The sequence below is a fragment of the Parabacteroides sp. merdae-related_45_40 genome, assembly GCF_001915675.1.
The window spans coordinates 12,801-27,721 of sequence record NZ_MNQY01000040.1 but is presented as its reverse complement, the minus strand read 5'-3'; the positions used below and the strand labels follow the sequence as shown (position 1 = coordinate 27,721).

The 14,921-nt window shown below is 40.2% G+C and carries 9 protein-coding genes; 1 reads left to right on the top strand and 8 read right to left on the bottom strand.

Annotated features, from left to right (window positions below; genetic code table 11):
- Nucleotides 1–14 precede the first annotated feature (14 nt).
- The 5 genes from BHV83_RS04045 to BHV83_RS04025 form a co-directional block, all read right to left on the bottom strand.
- Nucleotides 15–1,838 (bottom strand): RagB/SusD family nutrient uptake outer membrane protein, encoded by a 1,824-nt coding sequence (locus BHV83_RS04045; RefSeq protein WP_046452465.1) that lies wholly within the window; start codon nt 1,836–1,838, stop codon nt 15–17.
- A gap of 19 nt (nt 1,839–1,857) precedes the next feature.
- Complete coding sequence (locus BHV83_RS04040) at nt 1,858–2,781, bottom strand: SusC/RagA family TonB-linked outer membrane protein (protein WP_286756406.1); 924 nt, start codon at nt 2,779–2,781, stop codon at nt 1,858–1,860.
- Nucleotides 2,778–5,036: a SusC/RagA family TonB-linked outer membrane protein gene (locus BHV83_RS04035; protein WP_286756404.1), complete on the bottom strand. Its 2,259-nt coding sequence runs from the start codon at nt 5,034–5,036 to the stop codon at nt 2,778–2,780. The genes BHV83_RS04040 and BHV83_RS04035 overlap by 4 nt, the downstream gene beginning before the upstream one ends.
- 1,003 nt (nt 5,037–6,039) lie before the next feature.
- On the bottom strand, nt 6,040–6,381 hold the full coding sequence (locus BHV83_RS04030; protein WP_046452468.1) for a hypothetical protein: 342 nt from the start codon (nt 6,379–6,381) through the stop codon (nt 6,040–6,042).
- 202 nt (nt 6,382–6,583) lie between these two features.
- A complete protein-coding gene (locus tag BHV83_RS04025) occupies nt 6,584–6,796 on the bottom strand; it encodes a hypothetical protein (protein WP_022321963.1) in 213 nt (70 codons plus the stop codon).
- 237 nt (nt 6,797–7,033) lie between these two features.
- On the opposite strand from BHV83_RS04025, the gene BHV83_RS04020 reads away from it, so the two are divergent.
- Nucleotides 7,034–7,393, top strand: a complete 360-nt coding sequence (locus tag BHV83_RS04020; protein WP_122116061.1) for a sensor histidine kinase — start codon at nt 7,034–7,036, stop codon at nt 7,391–7,393.
- Between the two features lie 325 nt (nt 7,394–7,718).
- Here BHV83_RS04020 and BHV83_RS04015 read toward each other — a convergent pair whose 3' ends face one another.
- The 3 genes from BHV83_RS04015 to BHV83_RS04005 are packed head-to-tail and all read right to left on the bottom strand — an operon-like array spanning nt 7,719 to nt 14,257.
- Complete coding sequence (locus tag BHV83_RS04015; protein WP_022321966.1) at nt 7,719–9,047, bottom strand: BT_3987 domain-containing protein; 1,329 nt, start codon at nt 9,045–9,047, stop codon at nt 7,719–7,721.
- Between the two features lie 17 nt (nt 9,048–9,064).
- Nucleotides 9,065–11,071 (bottom strand): RagB/SusD family nutrient uptake outer membrane protein, encoded by a 2,007-nt coding sequence (locus BHV83_RS04010; RefSeq protein WP_022321967.1) that lies wholly within the window; start codon nt 11,069–11,071, stop codon nt 9,065–9,067.
- Between the two features lie 27 nt (nt 11,072–11,098).
- On the bottom strand, nt 11,099–14,257 hold the full coding sequence (locus tag BHV83_RS04005) for a SusC/RagA family TonB-linked outer membrane protein (RefSeq protein ID WP_022321968.1): 3,159 nt from the start codon (nt 14,255–14,257) through the stop codon (nt 11,099–11,101).
- Between the last annotated feature and the right edge of the window lie 664 nt (nt 14,258–14,921).

The window sequence follows — 14,921 nt, the reverse complement described above, 5'->3', positions numbered from 1 at the left end:
AATTAGACTAAATATTACCATCCTGGATTCTGCCATGTTTCACCAGTTGTTGATTCCAAACGAGAAACTTCATCCAAAGGTAAAGGCAACAATAAATCTCTGTTCTGATATCCACCACGTGGATTTGATGAAATATTATAACGCTGATAATTGAAAGAACCATCATTCAGTTTCGTTATTCTCATTCCAGTAAACCACTGACACGTTTCGTTCAAATTACCATCAGGTTTTTGCCAACGACGCAAATCAAAATAACGAACTTCCTCCCAAGCTAGCTCTACACGACGTTCATTATGAACGCGCAAGATCATCTCTTCCTTAGAAAGCCCAATAGGAAGAGCCGGCATTTTCACACGAGCTCTGACTTCATCTACAGCAGCTTTGGCTTCTGCCAAATGTCCAGACTCTGCTGCAGCTTCTGCGTAATTCAAAAGAATTTCTCCAAATCGGAAAAACTTCCAATTTGAATTATTGATTGGATTAGTATTTGAGGCTTGAGGAGTAACCAACTTCCGGTGATAATACCCCGTACGGCTTGATGCTCGATTAGATGGATCAAGACTAATGCTATGACGTCCTCCTTCAAAAGTCTCGACTGTAAATACTTGACCATTATTCCATATCAGAGAATCACCATTGCAAAGAACGGTTGCCATTAAACGAGGATCCCGATTTTTATACGGATTACGGGGATCATACATTTTATTATTGAGATTATAATTCGGCTGTAAATGTTTTTCATCCAAATATGGTTTAGCCAAATCCAATATAGGTTGACCATCCACCGTTTCAAAAGCATCAACCAACTCTTGCGTCGGACATGTTCCACATTTGAATGTTCCGTCCATATTACTACCAATATAGCCAACATGCCACACAAAAACGCTTCCTGCACGATGCTGCCAAATTGTTTCTTTATCACGAGGTTCAGCTGAATAATCAGCATTCTGACAAGCTAACTGATGAAATGCAGCTGCGTCATACGTTCCAAAAGTAGACGGGTTTGTACATTTAGTAAAAAGTTCATACCCATTTTTCTTCAACTCATCAACAGCCTGTTTATTCACTTGATATGCTTCTTCCCAATGATCTTCCCCTTCATTAAATAAAGGACTGGCTGCAAACAACATCATTTTTGATTTAATAGCCCAAGCGAGAGCTTTTGTTGCACGCATAGCCTCATCATCAGTTGTAATTCGCCAAGGTAATTCATTACATGAAATAGCAGCCTCACAGTCTGATGCTATAAATTTTACCACATCATAAACCTTTTCACGACGCAATGTCGAAAAATCAGCATCAAATTCTATAGTTTTATCTACAATAGGCAGTTTTCCAAACCATTTGATTAATTCGGAATAAAAATAGGCACGCAAAACATGTGCTTCGGCTTTAAAACGTGCTCGTTCAGTTTCACTATGTACTGCTGCATTATCAATATTCTCCAAAAACTGATTACACAAACGTATTTGTTGCCAATACCTACTCCAATAAGCATTATTGGAAGAACCATGACCATCATGCATATCACGTATCGGATGACCAGAAGCTGAAGCATTTCCACTATATGCACCTTGAATAGCTGTTCCTTGTACTTCCTCTGAAGACCATCCATCATCACTACAAGCAGTAATTAAGGGATCAAAGAAATAGTAAACATATCCTTTCTGAGGTATACTGTTATAACAAGCATTCAATAATGCCCCCACTTTGTCTGGATCAGCATACACTTCCTCCATACTAAGTGTCCCGTCAGGAGCTACATCCAAAACATCCGAGCATGAGGTAAATGAGCCTAACGCTACAACTGAAGATATAAATAAATATGATAGTTTCATACAGTTATTCTTTTAATAATTAGAATGTAACATTAATTCCAAAGTTCACCATTTTAGTAATTGGATAGTTGAGATCAGAGCCCTGCTCTGGGTCAATCACATCTGTTTTCATAGCTTTCCATGTCAACAAGTTATTACCATTAACATAAATACGGGTACTATTAATACCTACCTTCTTCAAAAGACCTTTAGGCAATGTATACCCTAATTCTATGTTTTTTAAACGCAAAAAAGAACGATCCATAATAAAGAAGTCATTCGGTTTTTGACTAGTTCCTGGAGCTGACCCCAATGCAGGATACAGAATTTCTTCCCCGTTGGCAAAGCGTTCTGGTGTCCAAGCTTGCAAATGATAATCACTAAAAAAACCGACATTAGCAAATTCCGTTGCACCCCAACCTGCATACAAACGAGAAGCCTTTGCTATACCCGAGAATAAAAATGAAAAATCAAAATTTTTCCAATTCACGGAACCTGAAAATCCATATGTAATACGAGGAATATCACTATATTTAATAGGAGCTGAGTCTTTTTCATCAATTATTCCATCTTCATTCAAATCCACATACAAGAAATCCCCCATGCGAGGGGTTCCTCCTACCTGATAAGTTGCTAACGCTTTATCTAACTCCTCTTGAGTATTAATATATCCATTGCCATTACTATAGTCTATTCGATATCCAAAGTTCTGACCAATACTATATCCCGTACTTCTATAACGATAAACATAATCAGCTGGTTTCTGTGCCTCGTCCATGAAACGCTGTGTATTCTTATTATAAGCAAAATTACCCTTCACTGTAAAAGACCAATCCTTATCAATTCGCTTATTATAAGTTGCTTCAAATTCAAAGCCATGGTTATCAATACGTCCCATGTTTACTTTAGGCAAATTACCTAAAGCTACACCTTGAATTTCGGGAACTGTACCACGAGATATCAATACATCTTCTCTTTTTCCCTAAAATAATCAACAGTTAACGATAATTCTCTGAATAACTGAACATCAATTCCGTAATTCTGTTTGTATGCTATTTCCCATCCCAAATTAGGATTACCCAGCTTACCTTGATTGATTGCTTGTCCACGACCTAGTGAAGGAATAACCCCTCCTCCAGTTGATATATTACTTATATACAAAAAACGAGTAGCTCCTAATTTATCATTACCAACTTTTCCATAAGATGCACGTAACTTTAAATTAGTAATGAAATCATTGTCCTTCAGAAATGCTTCGTTGCTGGCCACCCATCCAGCAGAAAAAGCAGGAAAGAAACCAAATCGTTTTCCCTTGGCAAACTGCTCGGATCCATTATACCCAACATTAACTTCAGCCAAATAACGTGAATCATAACTGTATGTAGCACGAGCTGATATTCCTAACATATTGTAAGGGAGATCTGCTGCATATTGTTGCCAATTATCACGTTGAATTAACGCCATACCTGTTACATCATGTAAACCAAATTGCCTAGCATAATTCAACGAATACTGCATATTTAAATAGTAATTGGTTTGTTGGCTTTTAGTAAGAGAAATTGCATCATTCGTATTCATACGGACTTTTGATACATAAGACTTTTCCTCAGAAGTTCTTGCAACAGTTACTCCATATGTATCATATTCACGAAAACCTTGCAAGGTAGTCATAGCTTTTGTGTCAAAAGAGATCATCAATTTTGTACTTAACCCTTTTGTTATAAAGTCCAGTCCCCAATCTGCAATAATAGAAGAATTTAAATTTGTTCTAGTTGCTTGCTGATAGCCTCTTCTACTTAATTCTCCATATGTATTTCGGTCTATACCTGCTTGATTTATAACTTGACCGGCAGGAACATTCGTCCCATCTGCCAATGTTTGTCCTGCAACCGTTAATGGACCTGGATCTGTTGGAGGTGTTGCCCAAATATAAGCTCGCATATTCGTAACCAACTCATCAACACTATTGTTAAACAACTTTGCTGTTTGAGGAGTATTCACCTTTTCCAAATAAGACGCAATATTCAATGAAAGCTTAAAATTAGACGCAACCTTATAATCCAAGTTCGTCCGGAAATTATATCTATTTGATTTATAACTTGGATCATATCCTAAATCCTTTTCAGACTCCGTTCGAAACTGTCCCCCTTGCCCCATATAGGCAACATTCATAAAGTAACTTAACTTCTTAGTTCCTCCACTTAAGTTCACATTCACACGTGTCTGAGGAGCCCACTTCTTGAAAAATTCATTATAAACATCCCTGTCAGGATAATAAACACGATCTTTTCCCGATCTATACATCTCAATCATATAATCGGTAAAAGGAAGATCACTTTCTGCATATCCATCATTTCTGAAGGCTTGATTTCTTAATTCAGCGAACTCCCAAGAATGAATACGATCGGCTTCAGCAGTAAATCGTTGTAAACTATAATCAGCAGAAATACTTAACTCTGATTTACCTTCTTCTCCACGTCGAGTCGTAATCATTATTACACCATTGGCACCACGTACACCAAAAACGGCTGTTGCTGAAGCGTCCTTCAAAATAGAAACAGATGCAATCTCGTTAGGATCCATTGTTGATATATTATCACGCGGTACACCATCTATTAATATTAAAGGATTCGACCCATTTACCGTACCAGCTCCACGCAAATATAAAGTAACATCATCACCACCAGGACGTCCCGAAGTCTGCATAGCTGTCAAACCGGGCATACGTCCAGCCAACGCTGTTGATAAATTTGCAGCTGAACTCTGTTTTAATTCTTTTGTTTGAATGGCAGCAACAGCACCCGTTACTGATACTTTCTTCTGTGATCCATAACCTACAACTACAACTTCTTCTAGGGTCTTAGAGTCTTCTTCCATAACTATGGATATATTCTTCTTATTTCCGACTTTGACTGTCTGCGTAACATATCCAATATAAGAAACATGCAATACAGATTGAGGAGTTACTTTAATAGAAAATTTGCCATCAATGTCTGTAATCGTACCATTTGTGGCATTTTCCATAATATTTACACCAACTAAAGGGAAACCTTGGATATCTAATACAACTCCCGTTAGCTGTACAGTTTGCTGATGTACTCTAGTCTTTTCCTGTATAGTGAAAGTATCACTAGAATAAATATGCATAGGAGCCATCAACAATAAGGAAATCATGACTAATGATTTTCCTCCTACAGTTTTAAATCTGACTATTTTCATAAATATTAGCTTCGTTAAATAGAACAAGCTTAAGGACAAAGTTATTATACTTTCAAATGAATAAAAATAGACTCCAGTTATACCCTTAAAAAGGGTATAACCTTCTAAGGAACTTACAACCATTTATTTCTCACATAAATAAATTGAATCACAAATTTCAATAATTGCCTCAAATTAATACCATTAACATCTCTAAATTAGACATTATTATTAAGTAGAATAGGAGATCTACATAGTATCAATAATTCAACAACAAATCTAAAGAATCCCACTCTCAATTTTAATCGACTGAACAAATTGATCAAATCGATTATAATTGGGTTCTTACTGGTTACATTTGTTCTTTTCTTCATGATATATGATATTAATTCGATATTGACAAAGTAACCTATTATCCATTTATAACTTATTTTAAATTTGATTTTTTATGTTTCAAAATTGACAACACTTTAGTAATTTTATACTCAAACATAAGCATTCGGTAAACTACGTTGTAAATTTGGAGAATTAGTTCCGAATCAGTGCTATTCGTAGTCGATTCGAAATTAATAGTATCTATATTCGGAACAAGCCCAATTGAATTTTACCCAATTACGAGAGAGAAACTCTGTCATATCCTTTTCGTCTCTTTCGTAATATGGGACTTTTCTTAAAAAGATAAGTGTTCTGTAGCCAGTTTTCAAACTCAAGAATCATCGGAAAAGCTTCGCTGATACGTTTTTCCTTGCGTTCTTCTGCCGTGAGTCCGGTTTCATCGGCATCAGAATTTACTAATATAATGTATCGCCTGTGTGGCCAGAACCCTGTTCTCCTCCAAGGCATCCACGCATCTTCTTCTGATGTGTGCCTAGCAGCCGACCAGGGTGATTCCTTTAATCTGCTCAAACTTCCATATCGGATTTTCTTATCACTTTGTGACGGACGGTTTTCAGGATATATGCTTTTGCCGAAACGCGTTCCAAATGGGAACTTTCTTCCTTCCCGATTTCAATGAAATCATTCTTTAGCCTGCTTCTGCGTCAGTTGTCACTTCTGGATAAAGATTGATAACTTCTACTAGCAAAGAGGATATACCAAGGGAGTTGTGGACCAACTTCTCCTTAACTTTTATGTTTTTGGTGATTTCTTCCTCGTTCTTGCGAACTTCTTCCTCTATCCGGAATATTTCCATGGAAGACATTTCTTCCTTTAAGAACAAAAGAAGCTGATTAGGACCAAGTGGAAAACTCTTTTCATTTATCCGACCTAAGACCTTCTTTCTAAGCCAATACAAGGATTGCTCCAAAGAAGCAACCCTGTTAATGAGCATCGCTTTATCATGGCGAAGTATCTCAATCTCTTCCAATAAGGCTTTTCTGTTCTTCCATAAGCATCTGTATCTCTTTATTTCACATTGTAAATATACAAAATACAATGATATACAGAAGCTTTCAGGCTAAAAAGTCAGTACTATTTTCGAAGTTTTTGAAGGCTCTCAAGTCACGGACTTCATGAAACTTTTGCGCATAGCGGTTGGGCAGTTATACAACAGATAGCGCATACTGTCATTAAGGCTGAACATAGCTGCATGCTTGGATGATTGAAAACTGTTCCTTTTCGTTTATCTCATCGCAGATACGTATGACACATCCGGCTAGTGTGCGTATTTCTATCTCCTTCAACCCCACTGGTGAGTCCGTAGTGATGCTTCCGACCGCTTGTACTGGCAAATAAGGAAACCAGAACAAACGAACCACCGTGTGGAAGTTCGAAAAACTCATCCCGGGCCGTTTTACCTGATGATTGTTCTGCGGCATAACGAGACTTGCTGTCATAAAATAGCCATGAAGGAATGTTTAGTTACTTCAGTCTAGACTTAATAAGTCATTTTATGCTCTTTGCTGTAGTTCATTATCTCTGCTACTTCTTCTCATGTCATCATAAATCTTATTTTTGGCACAAAAATAATGACGGAAGTTTGATGAAAAAATACGTGATCCACCGAATGCTTACGGACAATCCAGTTCCTATACATTAAAATATATACAGATCCGACCCGTCTAGAACGTTGCTTACGAAATCTATTGGAAAATGCACTGAAATACTCGGACGACGATGTTAAAATCACGGTCGTTTTATCTGAACATGACAATCATCTTTCTATCGCCATCCAGGACACCGGTTGGGGAATACCGCAAAAAGCACAGAAAAAACTGGGTAAACAGTTCTATCGTGTTCAAATCGAGGGGAAAAAAGTTCATCCCGACCATGGTCTGGGACTTTGCAGTGTGAAACAGTTAGTAAAAGAAATGGACGGATCGGTTACGTTCCGGAGTACGGAAGGATTCGGTTCCATTTTTATTATAACTTTACCTTGAAAGCTCCAGCACCACTATTTTTCGGGTAGATACAAAAAACCTTATCTGAGTTTTTTCTATTTCAAATAAGATTCCGGGGATCATCAGCATGAAGGTTGACTTCATCGTCATGATGACCGTCTTTATAGCGACAAAGTCCTTTTTATCAGAAAAATACGAAAATTTACAGCAATCCATAAAGAATGTAAAACATTATTGAATAAACAATATTATACAATAAGTATATCCCGATTCTGAACTTTTGTTACGGAATGCCCAATTCACAAGTGCCTCTTTTTCCTATAAAAGGCATTTACAATTGAGCATTCCGAACATTCATCAAAAATCAATCTATTCCATAAGCATTGATTTCAGCCAACGACGAATTACTTGCACGATAACTATCAGTAATTTTTATCTTAAAATAGCGTCCCTTTGTCGGTGTGACGCTGAAGATTTGCTCTTCGAGTACCTTCTGCGCTTCAAATGCACCGACTGCTGTCCAGTTGAGCTTATCTGAACTGACAAAAAATTCACCACCCTTCACATCCCGGTAGCTATCATGCTGCCTTTCAGTCAAGCTGATGTTGGTCAAAGTTGTTTCCTTCTTCATATCCACAACGATTTCATGCGGAAGTGGAATCGATCCGCCACTCCATTGTGAATGCCAGAAAGTCGATAATTGCCCATCCAGCAAACATGTCGCCACACCGTTTCCGACACCTTCTCCGGTCCGTTCTTCCGTATTGGCTTGTATACTCCAGCCCGCACGATCCAACTTGATTCCGACAACCCGAACTACCAACGGGTAGACGGCGTTTTCAGCAATATTGAACAGCGAAACATTATCCAAACGAATAGGTAACATATATTCTCCCGGAGTCAATCCGTTGCCGTTGAGCGTCACCGCCAAATCGGTCGTGCTCGTCCCCGTAGGCAAGGTGACAACATCTTCGAATGAATAGTTCCCTTCCGGAAACAGCTTATAAGCTGTGCCGTTCTCTGCGTTATAAGCTGTAACATATCCGGGATCTACGACAAACTGACATTCTACATCCCAATTGTTGTCCGTATCCAAACCGAAACCGACTTCAACTGACTCCGTGTTGAATCCATATGTGTAAGACAATGGCTGAATGTCGGTATCCGTGAACCCCATAGCCGGGGTCAACACATCTGTTATCCGGATAAACAATTCACTTTTATCGGCATTGACCGAGTCCTTCTCGCTCGTCAGGTAAAGCGGAAGCACATAAGTCGCTTCCGGATTCGCCTCCATCGCCGCACCGATCAAATCTGTCGACAACGAAAGCGTAACGACTTTACTACGTTCCTCCGACGCAAAATCCAATCGATCGGTGTCCATCGAATAAGAACCTGAAGGGATTATCCGATAGTCCGTGCCATAAAGTACATCGACTTCCTCTTGCGAGTGAACGGCTATTTCCCCGCTTGCCGTCAATGACGGATCACTACCCCCCTTATAAACGGAGAAAGCATAAGTATTAAGCTCTCCCGTATTGTAAAGAGTGAGCTCCTGCGTACCGGATTTATTAATATAAAGCACTTTGTGATATTCTTCCGGCACTAAGTTTTCCAATTCATATTTCGACTCGTCACAAGCTGTCAACAAAAGAACAGCCAGACATGCAATTCCTATATAATTCACTTTCATACAATTCGTTTTTTAGATTAATAACCAGGAGCTTGCACCAACTGAGGATCACTGTACAATTCACTATTCTTGATCGGAACCAAATACTGTCTGACGTTCCATTGGATCGGCTGGTCGATTGGCACGATTTGATTGAACTCCTCAAATGAAGGATTGACAGTCATTCCATTCAGCCCTTTAAATTCGGAGGGCTGCATTACTTGGTCGGCAATACGCCAGCGACGGACGTCATAATATCGGTGACCTTCGGCATGCAGTTCGATTGCCCGTTCATTACGGACCCATTCCATCAGTGACATGGTCGAAAGATCAGCTGTAGTCAACTTACGTACACCGGCCCGTTCCCGAATAACATTCAGATTCTCTAACGCTTCATCTGTACGATCTAATGCTGCATAACATTCAGCCAAATTCAAATACAATTCCGCCATACGAATCAGAATGATCCGGAACTTGTCACCTGAAGTGGATCCGGAAGACAGATATACCCCGTTCGGCACGATGAATTTCTTATTCAAGAAACCGGTACCTGTTGCATTACGCGTATTAGAAAGTGAATAACCATTCGTATTGGAATTCTTCAAGTTCAGCCATAATGGGTTATTGTTGTTGATTAACGGCATATACTCACAACCGTCATAGGCAATCCACGCATAGTAACGCGGTTCACGACCAACATTAAACTTGACAATATCATTCTTAATTTCCTCGCTATCCAATTGATCTTTCGACAACTCCGGACTGGAAGCTCCCTCATAGTAACGTGTCAGCCACTCGCTTTGCAAATAGAAATCCGGATCTTTAGCAGGAGGAAGACCGTTTTCCGTATAGAAACGGTTTACAGCCGCCCAAGTAGGTGCAGTCCCATGATAGCCTCCGGCCCACGAACCGTCACTCTTTTTGACAAGTCGGTTCGGAAGCCGCGATTTCGAACGACCGCAACCAACATCATTCGCATCATTACCATCACCATACTGAGGATTGATAGCCCAAATAATTTCCTTATTACTAAACCCTTCATGCGCCGTAATCATATACTGGAGCATTCGAACTTGCTTTTTGAACAATTCATTTTCCTCCGTATCCTCTTCTTTCCCCGGAATGAATGGAAGCGGTACTTTATCAATAGCAGCCTTTGCTTCAGAAGCTTCAAGATCGAACAATTTATATCCGGCAGCTTCAGCAGCTGTTAACGCCTCCTTACAAGCCGTCAGAGCACGTTCCCACTTGGCAGGATCATATTTATTGCTAACCAACTCCATTCCATAGCCCGGTGTCTCATAATTTGTGTTCCGCCAGTTCGGATAAACAAATGAACCGTTCCAAAGAGGAGAAGCAGCATAGAGCAGCACACGAGCTTTCAAACTTTTGCAGATAGTGGCATCTGCACGGCTTAAATTTTCAGTTGTCTGTGTTGCCGGTAAAACTTCGGCTGCCGCATCTAATTTTCCGACAATCCAATCTACACAATAATCAAAATGCGAACGCCCCGGAATTTCGGACGGAAGGATGTTTTGATCTACCTTTGTTTCGATGATAGGACAAGGCCCATAGTTTTGCAATACTTTGAAATGATAATATGCTTCGAGAAACCAGCATTCGGCACGATATTGTGCCTTCTCCTCCTCTGTCACACCTGCCGGGTTCAAACGATCCAACTGTTCCAAAAAGTAGTGGACATATCCGATGTAGTTATATAAATTCTCCCAGTCACCGATATCATCGGCCGCCGAAACAGTTCCGTACAACATTTTCTGCATATTCCAGTCCCAGTCTTTCGGCTCGACATATTCATCGGTGGCCAACGAAGCATCTCCATCACCTTCTCGCCAGAAGGTATATCGCGAAGTACCTGAGTAAGCGGTAAAAAGGAAACCTAAAGTTGCTGCCTCGTCCTTCATTGTGTCATCAAAATCCGGCTGTGCCGGTGGTATGACATCCAAATAGCTGCAAGAAGGGAATGCCAGCAGACCGGCCGACAAGGCTATCTTGATATATTGTCTGATATTTTTTGTTAGTTTCATCTCGTTATTCTATTAGTTAATTAAACATTAGAAAGTAAATTGCACCCCCAGGTTAAAAGTCCGCTGCAACGGATAAGCGTTCCAAGCCAATTCCGGATCCCACAACTTGAAGGGACTGAATACGGCCAAGTTATCACCGCTGAAATAAACGCGGCACATCGGGAAGGTATAACCCAATTCCAACGTTTTGAAACGAAGGAAATTGCCGTTACGCATCCAATAAGAACTCGGTTGGATATTACCCGCGATGTCAGCATTTGAAGTTCCTAAACGCGGGTAGAGTGCATTCGGATTAGGATTGTCGACCGACCAATGGCTCTCGGCAATCCACGACATCAAATTGCGTGGTAAAGATTCCGACGGACCACCATCGCCACCGGAAGCCAAAAATGGAGCAAAGCCGGAGTTGATCATAATTTTACGTTTGGCCGAACCATTGAAGAAGACTCCGAAGTCGAATTTCTTCCAACGAACGTTCAACCCTAACCCATATTGGATACGCGGCATATCCCCGTAAGGCGAAAGCATTACCTTATCCTCGGATGTGATCGCACCATCACCATCGATATCGCGATATTTAATATCACCAGGCATCGGCTTCGAACCTAACTGTGTTTGATCAGGCCAATTATTTATCTCTTCTTGACTGCTGAAAAGCCCTTCTGCCACATAACCGGTCAATCGATTCAACGGTTTGTTAGTTTCCGTTTGCCATACATAGGGATAATTCGGTTCGTCAGAAAACTTGTATTCGTTTCGATTATAGGTGAAGTTACCACGGAAGTCGACTTGCCAGTCTTTTCCAAATTGTTTTTTCCAATTGACACTGACTTCGAAACCGGTATTCAACACTTCGCCGATATTGCTCCAAGGCGTACTGCCCCAATAACCGAGTAGCTTTCCGAAGCTGGCACGTTTCATCAAGATACGGTCGCGGTAGTCACGGAAATAATCGAATGTAATGTTCACTTGGTTAAAAAGCGAAGCGTCAAGTCCGATATCCAACTTTTTCACATGTTCCCATCCTGCATTTTGTACGGCAAGAATATTGAAACCATGCCCCTGACGATTTAACCATTGCCCGGGAAGTCCCGAATGCCAAGAGGCACCGCTCCCAATAGCTACTTGATTTTGGTAAAGAAAATGTTGTGCACCACTGTTGAACTGGTCACTACCAACCAAACCGTATGATCCCCTAATCTTGAAATAATCCACATAATCGGCGATCGGCTCCCAAAACTGCTCCCCGCTTAATACCCAACCGAGAGATGCGGCCGGGAAGAACTCAAAACGATCCTCCTTTGCCAACCGTTCGGAACCATTGTAACCGAAATTGAACTCTACCAAGTAGCGGTTGTCATAATCATAAGTGGCTCGTCCTGAATAACCCTGGTTACGATTGGGCAAGACTCCATTACGATACTCTCTCATCATATACATGAACATGGCAGTCATATTATGCTTGCCAAACGAACGTTTCCAATCCAAACGGGCATCCAAATAGAATGTTTGATCGGCCTCTTTAGTGATGTCAGACTGGCTGATATAATCCGTACCAGTTTGCAAAAGTCGCAAAGCATAGGTATCATTTTCGGGATCGTAACTATCGGGCTGTACCTGATAGTAATAAGGAGATAGCGAACGGGTATAATAAGAGTTTGACCAATTTTTAAAGTTCACTAAAACCTTTGCGCTTAAACCTTTTGTGACAAATCCCAAGTCTTGCGAGATATCCAAAGAGGTATTCAGCGTATTGAAGTTGTCTTCCCTGAACGATCCCATCATGTATTGGTAAGGGTTTTCTCCGTAAGCCCCTGCTTTAATTTCGGCATTACCATAATAAATATGATCTTCTTCGCCAGGGAAATAAGCGGGGAAAGAGACAGGATTGGCATACATCACCTTTTTGTAGATATCAGTAGTCTTATTATTCGGTCCCTTTTGGCTACCGATTTGCGCCATCATACGAAGATTGACAGTCGTCGTATTCGTCAACTTATAACTGATGTTATTTTGAAAATTGTACTCCCAATGGTTAATGTTCGGATTGAAAGCTGAATTGTCCGCAGCATTGAGCAAACCTGTATCATGGTTTGCCTGCAAACTCATATAATAAGTAACACGCGACGCACCACCCGATACGTTCACATTAGCACGTTGATTATAATTTCCACTACGGAAAATCATGTCATACCAATCTACATTCGGATAGACATACGGATTGATACCACTTTCTGTCGCCGCAATGATCTCATCCGAATAACGTGGTGTAATTACTGTCGCGCTACGCGCCTGCTGCGCCTCGTTATAGGTGCGCATGAATGTCGGTCCATCAGCAAACTCCGGTGTATTCATCGGCTGGAAATAAGAAGCCTCGACCGACACGTTGACCGTTGCTTTTGTATTTTCCTTCCCATGTTTGGTTGTAACAAGCATGACGCCATTCGCACCACGGTTACCATAGATTGCCGTCGCCGAAGCATCCTTCAAAACCGAAAAACTTTCGATACTTTCTGCCGGAATACGGTTCAAGTCCCCAGACGATATTTCCACGCCATCCAACAAAATCAATGGAGTTGCCACACCACCAAACGTATTGATGCCACGGATATAGAACGCAGAAGTAGAACCCGGCTCACCACTGCTGTTCGTAGAAATGACACCAGCCAGTTTACCAGCCAGTGAGCTGGTCAATGAAGATGTCGGAGCTTTCAGCTGTATACCTTCTGTAGCTGTAATCGCGCCGGTAATAGATACTTTCTTCTGAGTACCGGCACCAACAACAACGACTTCGTCCAAAACTTCATTATTCCCCTCCATCTTAACGTTCAAGACGCCTAAATCACCCACTTCGATCGTTTGTGTCTTATAACCGATATAAGAGATTTCGATTTCATCTTTACCTGTTACTTCAATGGAAAACTTTCCGTCAAGATCAGTCACTGTACCTTGAGTAGTACCTTTAATGATAACATTTACACCGATCAGTGTTTCACCGGTAGAGGCATCCGTAACAGTACCGACTAACGTACGTTTAACAGGCGACTTACTTTGTTGGATTTCAGGGACGGGCAATCTATCTCCCGCATCAGCAACGGCATCCGGAGGACAAGCCCCCAACAAACCAGTACAAAGCAATAAAGCAATTGCAGGTCTCCGCTTTTTTCTAATTGAGATTAAATTCATAAGTTAACATTTTTATTTTATAATAAAAAATAGCCTAAAGATCCTAAAACACAAAGACTTATAATTTTACACGATTATACATTCTTTATATTTACATTAAGTTCTGCAAGAACTGCGGTGATTTGGAGTGATTATTTAATATATAAGTTGTAGAATCTTGGTTATATCTGTATGATACAAAGAATCTAATATACTTTTTATCGAATTGATTAAATTATTGTGTGTTTTTTTATAGAAAGTTGTGGATATTTGCCTATATTTGAGCCGCAGTTCTTGCAGGACTATGATAAAACCTACACCATATTGGCACCAAAACTTTTGAAAAACCTAAGGCAACCACATCATCGTTCGTTGCAAACGAACAGTTCCCCATCATTGTTCATGGAAATCAATATATTCCCCCTTAATTTCTTCATAAAAGAAATGATCATATTTTTCAGCCATAGTACTAAGCAAGAAGGAGTTTTTCATCCAATTCCTATTTATAGAATTGCGTAACGGGACATCGGGATAAGATGAATGAAAAAATACTTCATCTTGATTGCTTTTTATCATGGAATAAAAGGTAGAACAAACTCTAACAGGTATTAGATAATAAAAAGTCATTCATGTATCACAAAACAGCTTGTTTCTTCTTTCTTCAACTTCCCTCCTTCCACTCAGC